General features: G+C 33.5%; 15 protein-coding genes, 3 pseudogenes and 1 riboswitch. Of the genes and pseudogenes, 11 read left to right on the top strand and 7 right to left on the bottom strand.

All coding sequences use genetic code 11. The features are described 5' to 3' along the window. The first annotated feature begins 442 nt into the window (after nt 1-442). The 3 genes from uvrB (at nt 443) to pnp (ending at nt 5,246) form a co-directional block, all read left to right on the top strand. Complete coding sequence (gene uvrB, locus BR44_RS03170; RefSeq protein WP_034550567.1) at nt 443-2,431, top strand: excinuclease ABC subunit UvrB; 1,989 nt, start codon at nt 443-445, stop codon at nt 2,429-2,431. A gap of 223 nt (nt 2,432-2,654) precedes the next feature. Beyond that, the gene (gene rpsO, locus BR44_RS03165) at nt 2,655-2,924 is read left to right on the top strand and encodes a 30S ribosomal protein S15 (RefSeq protein ID WP_034550566.1); all 270 of its coding nucleotides are present in this window, start codon (nt 2,655-2,657) and stop codon (nt 2,922-2,924) included. A gap of 216 nt (nt 2,925-3,140) precedes the next feature. Further along, nucleotides 3,141-5,246 carry a polyribonucleotide nucleotidyltransferase gene (gene pnp / locus BR44_RS03160; protein ID WP_034550564.1) on the top strand — a complete coding sequence of 702 codons (2,106 nt, stop codon included), beginning with the start codon at nt 3,141-3,143 and terminating at the stop codon, nt 5,244-5,246. A 111-nt stretch (nt 5,247-5,357) separates the two neighbouring features. Here the strand turns inward: pnp and BR44_RS03155 are convergent, their stop codons facing one another. After that, entirely contained in the window at nt 5,358-6,122 is a 765-nt protein-coding gene (locus BR44_RS03155; protein WP_034550562.1) for an alpha/beta hydrolase, read from the bottom strand. 230 nt (nt 6,123-6,352) lie between these two features. Between BR44_RS03155 and BR44_RS03150 the strand changes: the two genes are divergently transcribed. Genes BR44_RS03150 through BR44_RS03140 form a run of 3 tightly spaced genes read left to right on the top strand, consistent with a single transcriptional unit; the run spans nt 6,353 to nt 10,032 of the window. Further along, entirely contained in the window at nt 6,353-7,399 is a 1,047-nt protein-coding gene (locus BR44_RS03150; protein WP_034550560.1) for an aspartate-semialdehyde dehydrogenase, read from the top strand. Nucleotides 7,400-7,436: 37 nt separating this feature from the next. Further along, entirely contained in the window at nt 7,437-8,318 is an 882-nt protein-coding gene (gene dapA, locus BR44_RS03145; protein ID WP_034550559.1) for a 4-hydroxy-tetrahydrodipicolinate synthase, read from the top strand. 34 nt (nt 8,319-8,352) lie between these two features. Further along, nucleotides 8,353-10,032 carry a ribonuclease J gene (locus tag BR44_RS03140; protein ID WP_034550558.1) on the top strand — a complete coding sequence of 560 codons (1,680 nt, stop codon included), beginning with the start codon at nt 8,353-8,355 and terminating at the stop codon, nt 10,030-10,032. A 348-nt stretch (nt 10,033-10,380) separates the two neighbouring features. On the opposite strand, the pseudogene BR44_RS03135 reads toward BR44_RS03140, so the two are convergent. The 6 genes and pseudogenes from BR44_RS03135 to BR44_RS11800 form a co-directional block, all read right to left on the bottom strand. Further along, nucleotides 10,381-11,268 (bottom strand): annotated as a pseudogene (locus tag BR44_RS03135) (glycine betaine ABC transporter substrate-binding protein); the annotation flags it as partial. Between the two features lie 55 nt (nt 11,269-11,323). Further along, complete coding sequence (locus tag BR44_RS03130) at nt 11,324-12,217, bottom strand: glycine betaine ABC transporter substrate-binding protein (RefSeq protein WP_034550555.1); 894 nt, start codon at nt 12,215-12,217, stop codon at nt 11,324-11,326. Between the two features lie 48 nt (nt 12,218-12,265). Further along, nucleotides 12,266-14,033, bottom strand: a pseudogene (locus BR44_RS11805) (ABC transporter permease/substrate binding protein). Continuing rightward, the gene (locus BR44_RS03115) at nt 14,026-15,228 is read right to left on the bottom strand and encodes a quaternary amine ABC transporter ATP-binding protein (protein ID WP_034550550.1); all 1,203 of its coding nucleotides are present in this window, start codon (nt 15,226-15,228) and stop codon (nt 14,026-14,028) included. The pseudogene BR44_RS11805 and the gene BR44_RS03115 overlap by 8 nt, the downstream one beginning before the upstream one ends. 559 nt (nt 15,229-15,787) lie before the next feature. After that, entirely contained in the window at nt 15,788-15,922 is a 135-nt protein-coding gene (locus BR44_RS12025) for a hypothetical protein (protein ID WP_281173124.1), read from the bottom strand. A gap of 134 nt (nt 15,923-16,056) precedes the next feature. Further along, a pseudogene (locus BR44_RS11800) lies at nt 16,057-16,674 on the bottom strand (transposase); the annotation flags it as partial. A gap of 215 nt (nt 16,675-16,889) precedes the next feature. Between BR44_RS11800 and BR44_RS03105 the strand changes: the two are divergent. The 5 genes from BR44_RS03105 (at nt 16,890) to cls (ending at nt 22,752) form a co-directional block, all read left to right on the top strand. Continuing rightward, nucleotides 16,890-17,996 (top strand): putative manganese transporter, encoded by a 1,107-nt coding sequence (locus BR44_RS03105; protein WP_034550547.1) that lies wholly within the window; start codon nt 16,890-16,892, stop codon nt 17,994-17,996. 608 nt (nt 17,997-18,604) lie between these two features. Further along, a complete protein-coding gene (locus tag BR44_RS03100; RefSeq protein ID WP_034550546.1) occupies nt 18,605-19,090 on the top strand; it encodes a GNAT family N-acetyltransferase in 486 nt (161 codons plus the stop codon). A gap of 56 nt (nt 19,091-19,146) precedes the next feature. Continuing rightward, a complete protein-coding gene (locus BR44_RS11455) occupies nt 19,147-20,253 on the top strand; it encodes a hypothetical protein (protein WP_051912480.1) in 1,107 nt (368 codons plus the stop codon). A 165-nt stretch (nt 20,254-20,418) separates the two neighbouring features. Then, a riboswitch (TPP riboswitch) is annotated at nt 20,419-20,519 on the top strand. Between the two features lie 73 nt (nt 20,520-20,592). Next, entirely contained in the window at nt 20,593-21,162 is a 570-nt protein-coding gene (gene thiT, locus BR44_RS03090) for an energy-coupled thiamine transporter ThiT (protein WP_034550544.1), read from the top strand. Between the two features lie 138 nt (nt 21,163-21,300). Next, the gene (cls, locus tag BR44_RS03085; protein ID WP_034552849.1) at nt 21,301-22,752 is read left to right on the top strand and encodes a cardiolipin synthase; all 1,452 of its coding nucleotides are present in this window, start codon (nt 21,301-21,303) and stop codon (nt 22,750-22,752) included. The last annotated feature ends 151 nt before the right edge of the window (nt 22,753-22,903 follow it).

Below are 22,903 nucleotides of genomic sequence, written 5' to 3'. Positions count from 1 at the left end.
AAATACTTGTAAAGTTATTCGGGGAAAATACTAATCAAATTATATTAATTGATTTCTCATCTAAACAACATAAACCCAACCTCTTTTATGTCCTTACAGTTCTATAACTGCGCCAGTGTGAATAAATTTCTTTAAAACAATTCTATATAAAAATACATACTTACTTTTAATACTTAAATAGTATACCATAAATAGTGTGTAATAAATAGCTATATTTTTTTGAGACAGTATAAGCATTCTAGAAAACACAATCATGTCCAAAGATGGATAAAAATTATTTTTAGATTTTATTGTATCCTAAAATAGGTATCCAGCTCAGCATAAGTATATACGGGTTGTTATTATTGTAAGAACGTACGTTCAGTGGTAAAATGGGGAATTAGAGAGTATGATTAACTTTTCTTCTTCATGAAAAATTCGAGAAACTGGATGTGAAAATAAAATGGAAAAAGATCAGTTTAAATTGGTATCCAATTATAAACCTGGTGGGGACCAGCCAAATGCTATCAAGGAATTAGTTAAAGGAATTGAAGAGGGAAAAAAAGAGCAAACTTTATTAGGAGCAACAGGGACTGGGAAAACATTTACAGTATCTAATGTCATTCAAGAAGTAAATAAACCAACCTTAGTTATTGCGCATAACAAAACATTAGCAGGTCAATTATATGGCGAATTTAAAGAGTTCTTTCCTGAAAATGCAGTAGAATATTTTGTCAGTTATTATGATTATTATCAACCAGAAGCGTATGTTCCTTCTAGTGATACGTTTATTGAAAAAGAATCAAGTGTGAATGATGAAATCGATAAATTACGTCATTCAGCTACAAGTTCCTTGTTAGAACGTCGCGATGTGATTGTAGTAGCCTCTGTCTCGTGTATTTTTGGTCTGGTAAATCCTCTAGATTATCGGGATCATGTTTTGTCTTTGCGTGTGGGCACAGAAATGAAACGAGACGATATGCTACGTCGTTTAGTTGATATGCAGTTTGAGCGCAACGATATTGATTTTCAGCGTGGAAATTTTAGAGTTCGTGGAGACGTAGTAGAAATATTCTTAGCTTCTAGAGATAGTGATGCCGTCCGGGTAGAATTTTTTGGAGACGAAATCGATCGCATTACTGAAGTAGACGTCTTAACAGGTGAAATTAAAGCTGAAGTTCAGCATGTACCTGTTTTTCCGGCTACTCACTTTGTAGCAAGTGATGAACAAACAAGAAATGCAGTAATAACCATTCAAAAAGAGCTAGAAGATCGATTGAAAGTTTTACGTGCAGAAGATAAACTAATTGAAGCACAACGTTTAGAACAGCGAACGAATTATGATTTAGAGATGCTTTTAGAAATGGGTTATTGTTCGGGAATTGAGAACTATTCAAGACATATGGATGGTCGGAATCCTGGGCAGCCACCATACACACTAATAGATTTTTTCCCAGAAGACTTTCTAATCGTAATAGATGAGTCCCACATCACCATGTCACAAATTAGAGGAATGTATAATGGAGACAGAGCAAGAAAAGAACGATTAATTGAATATGGATTTCGTTTACCAAGTGCCTTGGACAATCGACCTCTGCGTTTAGAAGAGTTTGAAAAACATGTTAATCAGATTATGTATATTTCTGCTACACCGGGACCTTATGAGCTAGAACGCACGCCAGAAGTTGTAGAACAAATTATCAGACCGACTGGTCTACTTGACCCAGTAATTGAAGTTCGTCCGATTAAAGGGCAAATTGACGATTTAATTAATGAAATTAATAAAAGAACAGAAAAAAATGAACGGGTTTTTATCACTACTTTAACAAAAAAAATGTCTGAAGATTTAACAGATTACTTAAAAGAAATTGGTATAAAAGTATCTTATTTGCACAGTGATATTAAAACGTTAGAAAGAACAGAAATAATTCGCGACTTACGTTTAGGAGTTTACGATGTATTAATTGGTATTAATTTATTAAGAGAAGGCATCGACGTTCCTGAGGTCTCTTTAATAGCAATATTAGATGCAGACAAAGAAGGTTTCTTGAGAAGTGAACGATCATTAGTACAAACTATTGGACGTGCTGCACGGAACCAAAATGGAAGAGTAATCATGTATGCTGATAGAGTAACGGATTCAATGAACGCGGCGATAGGTGAAACGGAAAGACGTCGTGAAACGCAAAAAGCCTACAATAAAAAACACAACGTGATACCAACTACAATTATCAAAGAAGTACGTGATCTGATTTCTATTACCACGACTGTCTCAGGTAAATCTAAAGAAGGATTAACTTCAAATAAAATAGCAAAATTAACGAAAAAGGAAAGAAAAGAAGTAATTAAAAATATGGAAAATGAAATGCATGAAGCAGCAAAATCACTTGACTTTGAAAAAGCGGCTAATTTAAGAGATATTGTATTAGAATTAACTGCTCAATATAAGTAAAAAGATTTACTAATTTAAATGTCTGAATTAAGAGCTTTATTTAGTTAGCATGAATCAATAATTGAAATCCTTAAAAATGAAATGACTAAAGAATTAATACTTGCATTTCTTTGCAATATCATGTAATGTTTGTAAATGTATAACATGCATCCATTACTTGGTTTAACGACTCACCAACGTATACTCGGTAATAGGACAAACTAAAAGGAAGAGGTGTTTAGAAATGGCAATTTCTAAAGAAAGAAAGAACGAGATTATGAGAGAATACGCAACACACGAAGGAGATACTGGTTCTCCAGAAGTGCAAGTTGCTGTATTAACTGCAGAAATTAATCACTTAAACGAACATGCACGTGTTCACAAAAAAGATCACCACTCATACCGTGGACTTATGAAAAAAATTGGTCACCGTCGTAACTTATTAGCATACTTACGTAATAAAGATGCTAGTCGCTACAGTGAACTAATTAAAAGATTAGGCTTACGTCGTTAAAGATGTTTGTCTTAGTATAAAGCGAGGTTCGCAGGAATCTCGCTTTATTTTTTGCATATTCTAGTCAATAATGATAAAAAAAAATCAAACTACACGTTCCATTAACCATCCTACTATACAAATGTGAATTTCTAATAGATTAGAGATTGACATTTGTTTAGTAGTCTGTTTGGGGAAATGAATGGTAATTTGATAAAAAAAGGGGAACAATAATTTATGTCAGAAAAACAAATTTTTACTAAAGAATGGGCAGGGCGTACGTTAACGGTTGAAGTTGGTCAATTAGCTAAACAAGCCAATGGGGCAGCCTTGATTAGATATGGCGATACAGTTGTATTATCAGCAGCAGTAGCTAGTAAAAAAGCAAAAGATTTAGATTTCTTCCCATTAACTGTGAATTACGAGGAAAAAATGTATTCAGTAGGTAAAATTCCTGGTGGATTTATTAAACGTGAAGCTCGTCCTAGTGAGGCAGCTACGCTAACTGCACGATTAATTGATCGTCCAATACGTCCAATGTTTGCTGATGGGTTCCGTAATGAAGTTCAAGTAACGAATGTTGTTATGTCAGTAGAAAAAGACTGTTCACCATCATTTTCAGCAATGTTTGGATCATCATTGTCTCTCGTTATCTCGGATATTCCATTCGCAGGTCCTATTGCGGGTGTTGATGTTGGTCGTGTTGATGGAGAATATATTATTAATCCTACAGTAGAACAAGAAGCGATGTCAGATATTCATTTGACTGTTGCAGGCACAAAAGCAGCTATAAATATGGTTGAAAGTGGAGCAAAAGAGGTTTCTGAAGAAGACATGTTAGGAGCTTTGCTATTTGGACATGCGGCTATTCAAGAACTTGTTGCATTCCAGGAAGAAATTAAAGAAGCTGTTGGTAAAGAAAAAATTGAAGTTTCTTTATTAGAGATTGACTCTGAACTTGAAAAAGAAGTAAATGATGCCTATAAAGAAAAAATGAGTATTGCAATTAAAACAGAAGAAAAGCTAGCTCGTGAGGAAAATATTGAGACTGTTAAAGAAGATGCCATTCTTTTTTACAATGAAAAATATGAAGGTCATGAAGAAGTGGGACGAATCAAAAAAGAAATTAAAATGATTGTTGAGGATATGGAAAAGGCTGAAGTTCGTCGTTTGATTACAGTTGACAAGATTCGTCCTGATGGTCGTAAAATTGACGAGATACGTTCATTATCTTCAGAAATTGGAATTTTACCAAGAACACATGGTTCTGGTTTGTTCACACGTGGTCAAACACAAGCATTGACTGTTGCAACATTAGCTCCGCTTGGTGAACACCAAATTATCGATGGTTTAGGAATCGAAGATAGTAAAAGATTTATCCATCATTATAATTTCCCACAATTTTCAGTTGGAAGTACCGGTCCTAATCGTGGACCAGGGCGTCGTGAAATTGGGCATGGAGCACTTGGAGAAAGAGCTTTAGCACAAGTTATTCCTAATGAAGAAGATTTCCCATACATGATTCGTTTAGTTTCAGAAGTATTAGAATCAAATGGTTCTTCGTCTCAAGCAAGTATTTGTGCAGGAACTTTAGCTTTAATGGATGCAGGTGTACCAATCAAGTCACCAGTAGCCGGTATTGCTATGGGACTTGTAATGGAAGACGAAAATTACACTGTTTTAACAGATATCCAAGGTCTTGAAGATCACTTAGGTGATATGGATTTCAAAGTAGCTGGAACAAAAGACGGAATTACTGCCTTACAAATGGATATTAAAATTCAAGGAATTACTCCTCAAATTTTGGAAGAAGCATTAACTCAGGCTAAAAGAGCGCGCTTAGAAATTTTAGACGAATTAGTTTCTACAATATCTGAGCCACATAAAGAATTGAGTGCATACGCACCGAAGATTGAAATGATGCAAATTAAACCTGATAAAATTAAAGTTGTCATTGGCCGAGGTGGCGACCAAATTAATGCGATTATCGAAGAAACAGGTGTGAAAATCGATATTGATCAAGAAGGAAAAATTAGTATCGCTTCAGAAGATGCTACAATGATAAAACGTGCGAAAGAAATCATTGAAGAATTAACTAAAGATATCGAAATTGGCAAAGTTTATTCAGGTAAAGTAAAAAGGATTGAAAAATTTGGAGCTTTTATAGAAATTGCTAAAGGAAAAGACGGAATGGCTCACATTTCTGAACTAGCTAATGAGCGAGTAGCTAAAGTAGAAGATGTTTTAACTATGGGTCAAATAATTGATGTAAAAGTTGTTGAAATTGATAAACAAGGAAGAATCAATCTTTCAATTAAAGCTTTATTGAAAAAAGAAGATTAAATGAAAAAAAGTAGATCTGCATTATTTTGCAGGTCTACTTTTTTTCTAATTATTAGATATTTTTATGATTAATTTCCCATAAAGATAACAACACTTAGAAATAAGCGATTGTTATTTTTTAATCGTATCAAGCCAAGAAGAAAGAATTAAAGATAGCTGTTTTTGTTGTTCTTCATTGCTGATAGTAGCAGGATTGTCTCCTTTTTGATGTCCGTAGCTTCCAAAACCAGCATGATTACCATCTTTGATAGATAAATATAGCGTATTTTTAGGTAAAAATTTCTTGCCATCTATATATGACTTCTGATTTAGGACACCATCATTTGAACCAGTTACCGATAAAATAGGTAACAAACTATTTTTCAAACTACCTTTAGGATCAGGATAACTGGCTAAGAAAAATACGCCCTTTAGTAAACCGGATTCAGTTGAAGGATTCATTTGTTTATCATGAGCAAAGCGACTAGCCATTACGCCTCCTAAAGAATGGCCGCCTATGACATAATCACCAATAGCATATTCGTTGATAATTGTTTGTGCTTTATCTTTACTAGTAACAGCTAAATTAAAAGCGTGATGAATTAAATACACTGGATAGCCTTCTGTAGCTAACTTTGAAGCCCAAATGCTGTAACTCTTCTGATTGACAAGTGCGCCTTGATAAAAAATAATTGAAATGGGAATAGCAGGTTCTTTAGGTTTAAAATAAACTAAATCTGTTGTTTTTTCAACTGTATAGGAAGCCTGATTGGTTGCGGCTTGAAGAGCTGAGGGAGAGGGCTGATAAGTAAAATTTTTAAGCATGATAGATCCAATTACAAACAAAAGTAGTAAGGCTAATGTAGTCCAAATGGCTATTTTTTTCTTATTATTCATTATGTCTCCTTTATATTGTGTTTATTTTATATTTTTATTTTAAACAGTTTATTTCATTCTATCATCAATTCTATTATATTGGTTTAAATAGATTCAAAATAGAGGGATTAATCTACATATGTATGATTTCTTTGCTATTTATGCTAAAATAAATAATGGTTACGTTTGTAGGGTAAATTAAAAAGATTAAATAATAACTATGAATTTTTTTGTAAAGGGGTAATATTCAGATGAGCAAATATACGATAGCCGTAGTCGGTGCAACTGGAGCGGTTGGAACAAAAATGATTGAAATGCTTGAAAATTCAACTTTACCGATTCGCAAAATTAAAATCCTGGCTTCGAAACGATCAGCAGGGAAAAAAATGATGGTTAATGGTTTAGAATTAATGATTGAAGAGACAACTCCGGAGGCATTTGATGGAATTGATATTGCATTATTTAGTGCTGGTGGGAGTGTCTCTCAACAATTTGCTCCAGAAGCAGTTAAGCGGGGTGCAATTGTTATTGATAATACTAGTGCCTACCGTATGGACCCAACTGTTCCATTGGTTGTTCCTGAAGTGAATCCGGAAGCATTAAGAGGCCATGCGGGTATCATTGCAAATCCCAATTGTTCAACTATTCAGATGATGGTAGCATTAGAACCGATTCGTAAAAAATATGGGTTGAACCGAATTATCGTTTCAACTTATCAAGCAGTCAGTGGTGCTGGAATAGCAGCAGTTAAAGAAATGAAAGAACAGGCTCAACAAATGCTGAATGATGAACCTTATGAAGCCAATATATTGCCTTCTGCCGGTGATAAAAAACATTATCCAATATCATTTAATGTTTTGCCTCAAATCGATTTATTTGCTGAAGAAGGTTATACTTTTGAAGAATGGAAAATGATGAATGAAACAAAAAAAATAATGTCTGACAATGAAATAAAAATTTCAGCTACCTGTGTACGTGTCCCCGTGGTATCTGGTCATTCAGAATCTGTTTACATTGAAGTTAAAGATGAATCAGCATCGGTTAACGCTATAAAAGAAATTTTGCAATCAGCATCAGGAGTAGAACTTCAAGATGATCCTTCTACCCAAATATATCCAACTCCGCTTGAAGCAGAAGGCAAAAAAGAAACGTTTGTCGGTAGAATTAGAAAAGATAGAGATATTAAAAATGGATATCATATGTGGATTGTATCAGATAATTTGATTAAAGGTGCGGCTTGGAATTCAGTTCAAATTGCTGAGAAACTACACAGCATGGGGCTAGTGAAAGACAAATAAATCCTAAAAAATAATCATGAAAGAGAAGGTGTCTGTAATGAGTTTAATGAAAGCAAGAATTATAACAGCAATGGCTACTCCTTTTGATGAAAAGGGACAACTTGATTTTGATAGGTTAGAACCTTTAATCGATTATCTTTTAGCTAATGGAAGCGAAGGACTTGTCATAGGTGGGACAACTGGAGAGTCCCCAACATTGTCTCACAACGAAAAATTGGATTTATATAAGAAAGCAATAGAAATAATTGGTGGCCGTGTTCCAGTTATAGTTGGAACTGGAACAAATAATACAGCTGAAACAATCTCATTTACAAAAGAAGTAGAAAATATTAAGGGCATCGATGCCGTATTAGTTGTAGCGCCTTATTATAATAAACCAAATCAAGCTGGATTGTATGCCCATTTTGAAGCTGTATCTAAAAATACAGTTCTACCAATCATTATTTATAATGTTCCAGGTAGAACAAGTGTCTCGATTGATCCCGCTACAACTATTCGTTTGGCAAATTTAGAAAATATTATTGGCGTTAAAGAGTGTATGGGATTAGATGCAATAAGTGAAATTATTGAGCAAACCAGTGATGATTTCTCCGTGTATTCTGGCGAAGATAACTTAACTTTTCCTGCTAAATGTATAGGTGCTACAGGTATTATTTCTGTTGCTAGTCATATATTAGGTAATGAGATGAAAGAAATGTACGATTTTCTTGACGAAGGGAAAATGAGTGAAGCTGCAAAGCAACATCGTCAATTAATTCCTAAAATGAATAGTCTCTTTTCTGTACCATCACCTGCTCCTGTAAAAATGGTTTTAAATAATCAAGGAATAGCAGTAGGAAGCGTAAGATTACCTTTGGTGGACTGTACAAAAGAAGAATCGCAAAGTATATTAAAAATTTTAAATATAAACATTAAATAAATGAATAAAAATAGAAAAAAACAGAGGTGAAGAAATGAGTAACATTAAAATAATTCCACTAGGCGGCGTACGTGAAAACGGAAAAAATATGTACGTCGTGGAAGTAGATGAAGAAATATTTGTTTTGGATTGCGGTTTAATGTATCCAGAAACAGAACTATTGGGAATAGACATAGTTATTCCTGACTTTAGCTATTTAGAAGAGAATCGCGACCGTGTAACTGGAGTATTCTTGACACACGGACATGAGGATGCTATAGGAGCATTGCCCTATTTTCTTCAAAAATTTGATGTACCAGTTTTTGGTACTGAATTAACCATAGCATTAGCAAAATTATTTATGGAAAAAGATAGTCAAGTAAGCCAATTTAACGATTACCATATTGTTGATGAAAATACTGAAATTGAATTTGAACATGCTGTTTTAGGTTTTTTTAGGACAACTCATACTATACCAGATTCAGTAGGTGTTACATTGAAAACAAATGAAGGTAGCATTGTTTATACCGGTGATTTTAAATTTGATCAAAGTGCTACTCCTGCTTATCAGACAGATTTAGCTAAAATAAGCGATATAGGAAAGACTAAGGTATTGGCTTTGTTAAGTGATTCAAGTGATGCAGAAAGCTCTATCGAAAACATGAGTGACTATAAAGTTGCTGAGCAAGTTGAAGACACATTCCGAAATACTAAAGAACGGATCATCGTAGCTAGCGTTGCTAGTAATATTTTGCGTATCCAACAAGTAATGGATGCAGCTTTTAAATCCGGTAGAAAAATATTTTTTACTGGTAAAAAAGTAGAAGAAATCGTTGAAGTAGCAATGAAACTCAAAAAGATTAATTTACCAAATGAAGATTTAATTGTCCCAATTGAAGATATTGAAAAATATCCAGATAATGAAATTGTTATTTTGGAAACAGGTACGACAGGAGAACCAATTAAAACCCTTCAAAGAATGGCAACGGGTAAACATTTACAAATTAATATAAAAGAAGGGGATTTAGTTTATATTGTTACTAGCCCTTCTGTTAGTATGGAAGTCACCGTTAATAAGACTAAGAATATGATTTATCGTGCAGGAGGAGAAGTAAAACAAATTTCTGATAATATAAAAGCTTCAGGACATGCTACTCCAAATGATTTAAAGTTAATGATTAATCTAATTAAACCAACCTACTTTGTTCCAGTTACTGGAGAATATCGACGTTTAGCTGCACATGCTAAGTTAGCTCATGAAGTAGGCATTCCTTTTAAAAATATTTTTATTCCTGGAAAAGGAGATGTTGTCGAGTACAAGGCGGGACGTATGTCTATGTCTGGTCAAGTAACTGCTGGCAACACAATGGTAGATGGTATTGGTATTGGAGATATTGGCAATATTGTTTTGCGAGATCGTAAACTATTATCTGAAGATGGTATTTTTGTAGCTGTAGTAACAATTAGCCGCAAAAAAGGAAAAATTATGTCAGGCCCTGAAGTCATGACACGTGGTTTTGTATATGTTAAAGAGAATACGGATCTTATTCAATCAAGTAATGAGATTGTTAGAAAAGTTGTAGAAGATAATTTGAATCATAAAGAGTTTGAGTGGAGTCGTCTAAAACAAGAAATTAGAGACGCATTAAGTAAATATTTATTTGAACAAACAAGAAGAAGACCTGTAATTTTACCAATTATTATGGAGACAAGCTCACGTAATAGAAGAAATTAAGAACCAATAAAATACTAAACAAAAACTTTCAAAAAGGAAACTCTCTTTTTGAAAGTTTTTGTTTAACTGAGGATAAGGGTTAAGGGTTGAATTTCATAAGCCTAATCATCTCTTTTTAACAACATGAGCCTATTTTATGGTGTTAACCACATAGTTAATCTTGAATCAATGGAATGACCTTATGGGGCGTTTGAATGGGTAATAAGAACATCGAATTTTTTGTTACTTAGAGATTTATAAACATAAATAGGTAAAAAAATAAAAAAATGACACCATTTCCTAAAGAAGGAGCAGGTGTCATTTTTAATTTAAAACATTCAAATTACTAATGCTTTAATATTTTTGTTTTTATTTAGTTACATCTTTAGTCCAAGCTGCAACTTCTTCAGGATTATCATCAATCCATGCTTTTGCAGCATCTTTTGGATTTTCACCTTCGCTGATAGCTAACATAACAGTTTCAATATCTTCAGTTGTCCAATTGAATTGATCTAGAACTTTATAGGCCTCTGGCATATCTTTTTCTAAGTCTTTTCTAACCATAGTGTTAATTGTTTCGCTTCCACCAAATGTTTCTTTAGGATCTTCAAGATATTTTAAATCATAGGTTGCAAACATCCAATGAGGTGACCATCCGGTAACAATAATCTCTTCTTTATTTTCGATAGCTTGTTTCAAAGCAACAGTCATTGCTCCAGATGAAGAAGTTTCTAAATCCCAATCACCTAAATTGTCATATTCTTCCATTGTAGTTTCTGCTGCAACTACTACACCCGCGCCAGGCTCAATTCCAGTAATTGTTTTATTGGCTTCATCTGTTAAGTCCTCAATAGAATTAACATCCATATATTCAGGAACGACTAAACCAAGTTTAGCACCCGTTAAATTTTCACCCAGGTTTTCAACGTCAGCGCCATATTTTTCAAACTGTGATGCGTGTGTACCAGGTAGCCAAGCAGCGACCATTCCGTCTGCTTCACCACTGGAAACAGCTTCCCACATAACAGCATTATCAAGAGGTATTAAAGTAACATCGTAGCCTAATTCTTCCAAAACAGCACCAACCACGTTTGTAGAAGCTACTTCAGTATCCCATTCTACATACGCAAGATCAATTTCTTGTCCTTCTCCTACTGAATCGTCTTTTGTAGTGTCCTCATCATCAGATGCACAACCTGCAGCAAACAATGAAAGTGCTAGTCCCGTTACAAGTCCTAAACGTTTAAAATTACTTTTTATCAAAATAAAAACCACCTTTTATATATTTTTTATAGCGAATACTATACCATGTTTATTCAGTTACACCTTTAGTCCAAGTTGCAACTTTTTCAGGATTATCATCAATCCATGCTTTTGCAGCATCTTTTGGATTTTCACCTTCGCTGATAGCTAACATGACTGTTTCAATATCTTCTTTAGTCCAGTTGAATTGATCTAAAACTTCATAGGCCTCTGGCATATCTTTTTCTAAATCTTTTCTGACCATTGTGTTAACTGTTTCGATTCCACCAAAAGTTCCTTTAGGATCTTCAAGATATTTTAAATCATAGGTTGCAAACATCCAATGAGGTGACCATCCGGTAACGATTATCTCTTCTTCATTTGCAAGGGCTTGTTTTAGAGCAACAATCATTGCTCCAGATGAAGAAGTGTCCAAGCTCCAATCATTCAGACTATCATATTTTTCTAATGCGAGTTCTGTTGCAGCTACTAACCCAGCACCAGGCTCAATTCCAGTGATTGTTTGTTTGGCTTCGTCGGTTAAGTCCTCAATAGAATCAACATCCATGTATTTAGGAACAACTAAACCAAGTTTAGCACCAGTTAGATTCTCACCTAAGTTTTCAAGGTTATCACCATATTTTTCATAGTGTGATGCGTGTGTATTAGGTAGCCAAGCAGCGACCATTCCGTCTACTTCACCGCTAGAAACAGCCTCCCACATAACAGCATTATCAAGCGGAACCAAATTAACGTTGTATCCTAAATCTTCCAAAACAGAACCAATAACATTTGTAGAAGCGACTTCGGTATCCCATTCTACATATGCAAGATCAATTTCTTGTCCTTTACCTACTGAATCGTCTTTTGTTGTTTCTCCATCATCAGATGCACAACCCGCAGCAAACAATGAAAGTGCTAGTCCAGTTAGAATTCCTAAACGTTTTATATTACTTTTTAACAAATAAAAACCACCTTTTATATATTTTTTAAAGCAAATACTATACCATGTTTATTCAGTTACACCTTTAGTCCAAGCCGCTACTTTTTCAGGGTTATCATCAATCCATGCTTTTGCAGCATTTTTTGGATTTTCACCTTCGCTGATAGCTAACATGACTGTTTCAATATCTTCAGTTGTCCAATTGAATTGATCTAGAACTTGATAGGCTTCTGGCATATCTTTTTCTAAATCTTTTCTAACCATAGTATTAATTGTTTCGATTCCACCAAAAGTTTCTTTAGGGTCTTCAAGATATTTTAAATCATAGGTTGCAAACATCCAATGAGGTGACCATCCGGTAACAATAATCTCTTCTTTATTCTCGATAGCTTGTTTCAAAGCAACGTTCATCGCTCCAGATGATGAGGTCTTCAAATTCCAACCATTCAGACTATCATATTGTTCTAGTGCGAGTTCTGTTGCAGCTACTATACTAGCACCAGGCTCAATTCCAGTGATTGTTTGCTTGGCTTCGTCGGTTAAGTCCTCAATGGAATCAACATCCATGTATTTAGGAACAACTAAACCAAGTTTAGCCCCAGTTAGATTCTCACCCAAGTTTTCAAGGTTATCACCATATTTTTCGTAGTGTGATGCGTTCGTATTAGGCAGCCAAGCAGCGACCATTCCGTCTGCTTCACCACTAGAAACAGCTTGCCACATAACAGCATTATCAAGAGGTATTAAAGTAACATCATAGCCTAGTTCTTCCAAAACAGTACCAACCACGTTTGTAGAAGCCACTTCTGTATCCCATTCTACATACGCAAGATCAATTTCTTGTCCTTCTCCTACTGAATCGTCTTTTGTAGTGTCCCCATCATCAGATGCACAACCCGCAGCAAACAATGAAAGTGCAAGTCCAGTTACAAGTCCTAAGCGTTTTATATTAGTATTTACCAAATTAAAACCACCTTTTTTATTAATTTTTACTCTTATTGCTTAATTTTTGAGTGATACGGTCAATAATGATTGCCAATACAACTAAACCGATTCCGGATACGAATCCTGTCCCGATTTGTGCACGTTGTAAGGAAGAAAGAACCTCTCTACCTAACCCTGGTGCTCCGATCATAGATGCAATAACAACCATAGATAATGCTAACATAACAGTCTGGTTGATTCCAGCCATAATTGTTGAGGTAGCAAGAGGCAATTCTACTTTAAATAATTTTTGAAATCCTGTACTACCAAATGCATCAGAAGCTTCGACTAATTCAGTAGAAACTTGACGAATCCCTAAATTAGTAAAACGAACAGTAGGGGGAATAGCAAAAATTAAAGAAGCGAATACTCCTGGGACCATTCCGATACCAAAAAAGGCAACTGCTGGTATTAGGTAAACAAAAGCAGGCATTGTTTGCATAAAGTCTAAAACGGGTTTTAATATATTGTTAGCAATCGTACTCTTAGCCATCAAAATACCAAAAGGTACACCGATAATAACTGAAAGTAAGCTAGCAACTAAAACTAGGGTGATGGTACTCATTAAATCTTCCCAATGACCCTGATTGTAAATAAACCATAGACCAACAACTGAGAAAACGGATAGCCCAAACTTTTTGCCACTGACAAAGAATGCTATTAACGCAATTAAAAGAATGAAAATAATGGTTGGAATAAACAATAAAAAACTAGTGAGTGCATCCATAAACAATTCTGAATAAGTTTGAATGGGGTCAAATAAAAATGCAAATGTTTGCGTCAACCATGTCGTTAGTTTTTCAATTTGTTCTGCTACTGGCAATTTAGGAACTAAGTTTAAAAAATCATTCATTGGTTAATTCCTCCTCTTCGTTTTCGCCGGCTAATGCAGCTATTACTGCTCCTCTAACGATGATGCCGACTAATTTCCCATGATCTACTACTGCAACAGGAGTTGTCGTATCATGAATGACTGAAAAAATATCATTCATGGATGTTTTTCGATTAACAGTTGGGATATCTGATTTTAGAATAGTTTCTAAGCTCGTAATAGATTGTTTTCGTGCCTCAGCAGCATCTTCAGCAGTGACATAACCTTTTAAATTACGGTTATCATCAACAACTAAAATACTAGATATCCCTTCAAGTTTCATTTGTTCTAACGCAACACGTGGGCCATGTTTGTTGATATTGATTGTTTCAGGTCGTTTCATAATATTTTCTGCAGAAAGAACCTTAGAACGGTCAACATCTTCAACAAAACGTTCAACATAGTCATCTGCAGGACTCATTAAAATTTCTTCAGGTGTGCCAATTTGCACAATAGATCCATCTTTCATTAAAGCAATTCGATCTCCAATTCTTAACGCCTCATTTAAATCATGAGTGATAAAGATAATGGTTTTTTTTACGGTTGCTTGTAATTCTACTAATTCATCCTGCATTTCTTTTCGAATCAGTGGGTCTAAAGCAGAAAAAGCTTCATCCATCAACAAAATTTCTGGATCATTTGCTAATGCTCTAGCCAAACCGACACGTTGTTGCATACCACCGGATAACTGAGCAGGGTATTGATTAATATAATCTCCTAAACCAGCGTTTTCTAAAGCTTGTTTAGCTTGTTTAGCTCTTTCTTCTTTACTTACGCCTTGAATTTCTAAACCATATTCGGTATTTTCAAGAATTGTACGTTGAGGAAATAATGCGAAGTTTTGAAAAACCATACTCATTTTTTTACGTCTCACTTCACGCAAATCTGTCTTGTTCATAGCAGATAAGTTATCACCATCAATGTAAATATTTCCTAATGTTGTGTCGATCAATCTGTTTAACATTCGAACTAAAGTAGACTTACCACTCCCAGATAATCCCATAATGACGAAAACTTCACCTTCATTAATTGTAAAACTAACATTGTTGACACCGACCGTAACGCCAGTTTCTTTTAATATTTCTTGCTTTGACTTATTCTGGTCTAAAAGTTCAGAAACACGATCAGTTTTTTTACCGAAAATTTTCGTAACATTTTCAACTTTTATTTTTATCAAAAAAACCACTCCTTTTTTTATTTTTTTATTAACAATTTTTTACAGGGTAAAACAAAACAACAAAATAATTATTTTAAAGCATAAAATAAGCAAATTGTTGTTGTCATAAATGTAATAAACAAGTTTTTTTTTGGGGAAAAACCTGTACTCAAGAGTCTACACACGATATAGTATACCATGTAAAAATTTAAAATGAAAACAAAGCGAGTTTTCATTGACCGCTAATAACAGCATTATTCGCTGTTTTAAAGCAACTATGAGAAGTAAATTATAATCCGGGGAGTTTTTTATCATTTGTTTTAATTAAACGATATTTTAGTTAGATGAAATATCAATTTCAAAAAATAATGCTTGTGATTTTAGAATGCGATCGATAAACTAAATAGAGTGAAAACGTTAATAAAATAGCTCTAAACAGCGCATTATTAAGATTCACAGTTAAGGAAATTGATAGGCAAAAAGGGTGGCTTCTAAGATACTAAAAAAAAAGTGTGAAAAAAATTAACTGGATTACATTCAATTTTTTAATAATTGTATAATCTTTATCACTAGTGTTGCATTAAACTATTAATGCTTTTTTTTTTTGCGCTTTTTTATCCACTTCTGACTCAATTCTTTCAACCTTCCGATTAATATAATCTTTGGCTTCTTTACCATTCGCAAACTGCACTTCTAATTGTCCGTTTTTGCGCACAACTACCCCTCTGAACTCTAGTACACTGCTACATTCCGAAACGACACCTACTTGGTGAAATAAAATTTGAAGAAAAAAATCTCCATAATACTATTGTATCAAGCTCTCAGGCTATATTCAGCTGTTTTTTTTCACGGATTTAGGTTTAGTTTTAATTGACAATGATAATCATTACCAGAACGCAGTTCTGCTTTCAAAAAATCTCCTGTTAAGCCATCAAAAGCAACCAATGGATGATAACCATTCGTTTGATAGTGTGTATTATAATTTGTATTTTCTTGATAACCAAATGCATCTAAATGTGTTGAATCTAAATCGAAAATCAGTTCAGTTGTATTACGAGTTGTTCGAACTTTGTCAATTAAAGATTGGTTTACTTCTTGTAATTGACTAATATTTTCTTAGCTTAGTCGACACAACAAACGAGATATTGAAGGCTGAGAAGCGAACCTTTCTTTGCCTAAAACACTTTGAAAAATTGAATTTTTTGATAAGATATCAGCAGAAGAATCTGTCTTATACCCTGCAATCAACTGGAATAGTAATTGTTCGATAATTGAATAATTATTATGCTTATAATATAAGCGACTATCTTTGATAGTGAGTTTTTCTTTCAGTACTTTTATAAAATTAATTTTGTGCATAAACTCTTTAGCCAATATTAATCCAGAATCAGTTGAAAGATTTCTACCATTATTTGAAATGGATATTTTAGAATTGAAAAGCAAGTAATTTTCGTGTAATGTAGCCATTTAGAGAACCCCTTTCATGGTTTAGTTTAGTCGGTTTAACCACAACAGATTGGGGGTTCTTTTTTTACACCCAAAGGGTGCAAGAAAATCAAATAAAAGTAGCACTACAATACACATTAAATAGCTTTTGAAAAAATCTATGAATTATTCAGGCAATATCATATATATTTTTTTTAAGTAGTTAGCAACTAAAAAATGAAAGGAAGAGACATTTTATGGATTTTAATTCATGGAGCTTCATACTGGACAATCTTGAAGCTACCGGTGTTATAGGTGGGTATGTCTCCATCTCAATTATCGGCGTTTACTTACTTACTTATGCATCAAGAGAGAAACTCTCAGGGAATAATCAAATAGGACCGAGTTGGTCTCACCCTATTATCGGAGCATTATTAGGGATAATACCTGGATGTGGCGCAACAATTGTGGTTTCATCGATGTATAAAAATCGAAAAATATCATTTGGTGGGTTATTTGCTACATTTATAGCAACATTAGGAGAAGGATCATTTGTGTTATTGGGGGCTTCTGATGAGGTGAGCGTTGCCGCAAATCTAAAAGCATTTTTAATAGTCAATTTAGTAGGCGCCATTGTCGCTATTATTTTTGGTTATCTAGTTGATATGATTGGAATAAATATCAATTCGCATGAAATCCCAGAAAAAATAGTAGAACAAAGCCACCACTCCAGTAAAGCAAGAACAATACCACATGTAATTGTTGAGTATGTCGGATTTTATCTCATTCTAACTTTCAGTGCTTTTTTGCTTCCTGGATCAATAATGGCTTTATGGGGTGATGGTATTACAGGTTATGATGACTTATCCGTTTGGGTAGCCATTTTATTTACAATTTTTTCGATTATTTATTATTTTGTGTACAAATTTAATTACAAAGGACATGACTGTTCTTGCGACAACAATGTGAAGGCAACTTTATTACATGCCGTATTCGATATTTCTACTATCATTATTTATGTATTGGCTGGACTATTAATTGCTAACTATATTATTGATATTTTGGTAGGACCAGAGACTTTTGATGCGTGGATGACTTCATCAGCTTTCGTTGTGGTAGTCATTGCTGCCATCATAGGGGCAACACCGGGTTGTGGCGGGATGATTTCTGTTGCGGTTGCCTTTATAACTATCCCAAATTTCCCGATAGCGGCTTTAATTGCAGCAGGCATCGCAACTAGTGGAGATGGAATTTTCCCATTACTAGCATTTAACAAAAAAGCTGCGTTAATCGTTACAGTATTTGGTTTTATAATTGCCTTGATGGTGGGTTATACCGTTTTAGTCTTAGGTATTGAAATCTAAAACTATATTTCCTTGCGAAGTTCTTGTAATTTTAGCTAACTATTTTAGCTAACTAAATAAGAAAAACAGACTTCTTTTCAAATAGTGAGTCGGTTGCGGTCGGTTCAATTTGAACCATATACGTATTTTATGAAACTATTCGAGCCAGATTAAGTGTAGATCCTCTCAAACCGTTGTGGATAAAACCGAATAACAGTAAAATTTTCTGAAAAAAGTCATCCTCTGCGCTAGCAATTGACTTTTTTGTAAAAATTTAAGAAAGTAACTTGTGACTAAGTTAACAAATTGTGAATCTACCTCTATTATTTTTTTATGCAACACTAGTGAATCTTTATATTGGTTTTAAAAAAATTTGTGAAAAATAAAAAAATAAAAAATCATGAAAATTAAAAGCAATTTTTTTAAGAATAAAGGCACCTTTTTCTTTTTATTTGCCCAATAAATAAAGTAATATGTATATAGGAAGAGGTTTGAGATTATAATAATTATTGGAAGTTATTTTTTTAGAAATAATAGATAGATTGTTATAAATTTGATTCAAATATACGTTGAATTGATGCTACTGCAGCATGAAAATATAAACTCATTTAAAACAGGGGGTGAAGGATATGATAGAATACAAAGGAATTAAATTAAAAGAAGCCACAATAGAGGATATACCACTCATAGAAAGTTATTTATTAGAAGAACATCAATATGCGGATATGCCGATAAAGGCGATGACAAATAGTTTACATGAAACTGAGAAGTATCCTATTCTAATCTTGACAGAAAATAATTTAGTAGGATTTTTCATTTTACAAAAAAATAAAGTTATTGAAAATTTTCCAATAAGTAAAAGCTGTCTATTCTTAAAAGATCATTCAGTGGATGAACGATTTCAAGAAAGAGGATTTGGTAAATTATCGATAGAGGCACTGCCTGATTATATAAAAATTCGATTTAATGAAATTAATGAAGTAATTCTTGCTGTGGACTATGATAACCTTAGTGGACAAATGTTATATTTAAAAACTGGCTTCAAAGATACAAAAAAACGGTACAAAGAAAACGGCAGGTATAAATTTATTTATTCTAAAATTTTAATGAACTAATACACAAATCTCTCAGTAGAAAAATAAAAATATGATTTAATTGAAAGGAATATTAAATGAACAAAAAAAGTGTTTTTTTGGGACTTTTAGTTATGTTGACTGCAATAGTCATTATAGGAGGAGCCCAATATAATAAATCTGTGCAAGCAGAAAAAATGGAGAATTCCGAACAAAAAGTCAATCAGACTGAAACCATAAAAAAATTGGTTTATGGTTTATTTGAAGATAAAAAAAAGGAGAAACTAGCTAGTAACATTACAGAAAAGCAAATAAATAGTGTTTTACAACAGGTGGAACAATTGCCAAATAATTTAATTAATAAGGAATTGTTAAATGATGTAGACACAGCAAATGTATTTTATAAAGCCCAAATAAAAGTAGCTGCTCTATTAAAAAATGCAATTTTATCGGATAATGTAACTAAAGAACAAATAAAAGAAGCAAAAGACTCTTTAAAAAAGATTCGAACCTTGTCACTTCCTTTGCATAAAGAGTTAAGCTTTACATTAGCTAAAGTGAGTGAACAGTTTGATTACAACCAAGAAACGATTAAGTTGTTCTCTAACCTTTTTGAAGACAACGATAAAGAAGTAGTCAAAAAAAATGTTACCAAAGAACAACTTGAGCAAATTGAAGTAAAAGTTAATGCTATAAAAAACAAGAAAATTAAAAATGAACAAAAAAAACGATTAAAACTTGCTAATATGCAGTTAGTTACAAAAGAGGAAGAAGAAAAAGCATTAGAAGAACGACAATTAGAAGAAAAATTAAAAGGAGAAGTCGAACAAGAAGAACAAACTGAGCAAAACCCGCAAGATAATTTAGAAGAAGATGTAGATAGTAATAGCAATACAACATCTGAAGACTATCAAAATACGTGGAGACCAACAATATCCAAGCCAGCTAAACCGTGGGGACCTTCTGAAAATAAAAAACCGAACCCAAAAGTAAAATCAGAACCAAGCCCAGAAGTAAAACCGGAAGGAAAGCTGGAAGTAAAACCAGAAACTGATTCAGATCCAGTCCTAGAACCAAAGCCAGAACCAGAACCAGAACCAGAACCAGAACCAGAACCAGAACCAGAACCAGAACCAGAACCAGAACCAGAACCAGAACCAGAACCAGAATTGTCTTCGGAATCGAGTGCTGAATCGGGTGATTAATAATTTAAATACAAATGTCTAACTTATTGCTTGAAAAATTATAGTTATTATTAATTCTGAAGATGTATACTGTTATTCTAAAATCTTGCGCTGTTGCTAAAGACCTACTTGACAATGGGATACAAGTTAACTATAGTAATTGAGAACAAAGAATAAAATAGAACAACCATCACAAAGGGGTGCTGTAAAGCTGAGACTGAATCTTTGATTCTAACCCTTCGAACCTGTTCGTTAATACGAGCGTAGGGATTGTGACGGGGCAATTGATTATAAAACAATCATTTTAGCTCCTCCTTTTTTGTGTGGCACTGTTCGACACACTAAAAGGAGGTTTTTTTTATGGAAAATATTAGTTTACGAGTTTGGATTGAAGGGACAATTGTAGCAGCATTAGCAATTGTTTTATCTTTTATTCCTACTAATATTGGGACGGGATTTACAATTTCGCTGGGAATGATACCTTTAGTTTTATATTCACTTAGAAGAGGGACAATTGCTGGTTTAGCTGCAGGATTTTTATGGGGAATCCTGCATTATTTAATAGGCAATGTTGCAATTTTGAGTTTGATACAAGGGTTTATTGAATATTTTATTGCATTTATGTTTGCAGGAATGGCAGGTCTATTCTCCAATTCAGTTCATCTTGCTATTAAAAATAAAAAACCTATTAAATTAATGTATTATATTGTTATTGGTGCAATAACAGGAACGATTGCTCGCTTTTTTTGGCATTTTATTGCTGGATACTATTTCTGGGGAAGCTATGCTCCCGAAGGAATGAGCGCGGTGTGGTATTCATTTATTGCAAATGGGAGTAGCGCGTTAGCTACGATTATCGTTACAGCAATAGTGTTAGTTTTATTAAGTAAGACAAATCCTTATTTATTTATACCAATTGATAAAAAATAAAATGTTTTAAGATAAATAGATTATAGATAGTATATTTTCTACTAAATAATAATTTGACTACTTAAATTACCTTGATAAAGCTAGTAAAAAAGTATGTAACATAGTAAGATTAGGAAAAATGATTTGAAAGGACTATATATGCAAATATTTTTATCTATCTCATCTGTTATTATTACTTTAAATACTATTTTTGCTATGATTACTGTTTTTCGAGAGAAGCGTGATATTGCAGCAACTTGGGCTTGGTTAGTGGTTTTAATGCTATTGCCTGTTGTTGGTTTTGTTTTTTACCTATTCATTGGAAATAAGTTATCAAGTAAAAAGATTTTTGATATCAAAGCTCAAGAAAGTATCGGTATGTTTGAATTAGTACAAGCGCAAAAAGAGCTATTAGCAGAGGATGAAGATTTACTATCCAGTAAACAGGCCTCAGAAAATGCTAAAGAAATGGCAAGTTTATTTCTTGAAAGCGATGAATCTATTTTAACTAAAGGCAATAAAGTTCAATTATTTACAGACGGAGCTAAAAAATATGAATCGTTAATTTCTGATATGTACGAAGCTAAACATCACATTCATTTAATTTATTATATTTTTAAAGATGATAAAATTGGAAGAAAAGTATTGCGAGCCTTAGAAGATAGAGCAGCTGCTGGTGTGGAGGTTTTAGTCATATACGATGCTTTAGGGTCACGTTCTTTGAAACCAAATTTCTTTAAAAAATTAATATCTTCAGGAGGCCGTGCCGAGTCTTTTTTTGGTTCACGTATTAGCATAATAAACTTGAGGTTTAACTACCGTAATCATAGAAAAATTGTTATTATTGATGGTAAAATCGGTTATACTGGTGGATTTAACGTTGGAGATGAATACTTAGGAGAATATAAAAAATTCGGGTATTGGCGTGATACACACATGAAAATTGAAGGCAATGCTGTTTTACCATTACAAAGTCGATTTTTGATGGATTGGAATGCAACAGTGACTCATCATAAGTTGGAATATCAGGAAAATTATTTTCCACTAATAAAAAAACAAGGAAAAACAAATATGCAGATTGTTTCGAGTGGTCCAGATACAGAAATACAGCAAATAAAAAAAGGATATATTAAAATGATTAGCATGGCTAAGGAATCTGTTTATATTCAATCGCCTTATTTTGTTCCAGATGAATCACTTTTTGAAACACTAGAAATAGCGGTGATGTCAGGAATAGATGTTAAAATCATGATTCCAAATAAACCAGACCATCCTTTCATTTACCGTGCAACGACTTATTATGCAGCTGAGATGGTCGCTGCTGGAGCGGAAGTGTACATCTACGATAACGGTTTTCTACATGCTAAGACAATAGTCATTGATGGAGAAATTTGTTCAATAGGAACAGCTAATTTTGATTTTAGAAGCTTTAAATTAAACTTTGAAGTAAATGCCTTTATTTATGATCCCGAAGTAGCTAAACAACAAAGAGATATTTTCTACAAAGATATTGAAAAAAGTTATTTATTAACTCAAGAAATTTTAGATGATCAATCAAGATGGTTAAAATTTAAACAGATATTCTCCAGACTATTTTCACCAATCTTGTAGAGAACTTTAGATCAACTCGTTCACTGAATCTAATTAATAGTTTCGTAATTCCTCCAAATGGGAAAATTTTTGGAGTTTTTTTTGTTGTAGAGTGAACAAAATAGCAGCTAAATGTTTGATAAATAAATTTTGAATTAAATGATTTTTTATT

This window comes from Carnobacterium funditum DSM 5970 (genome assembly GCF_000744185.1).
Taxonomy (GTDB): domain Bacteria; phylum Bacillota; class Bacilli; order Lactobacillales; family Carnobacteriaceae; genus Carnobacterium_A; species Carnobacterium_A funditum.
This window is presented reverse-complemented; position numbering and strand designations above follow the sequence as displayed.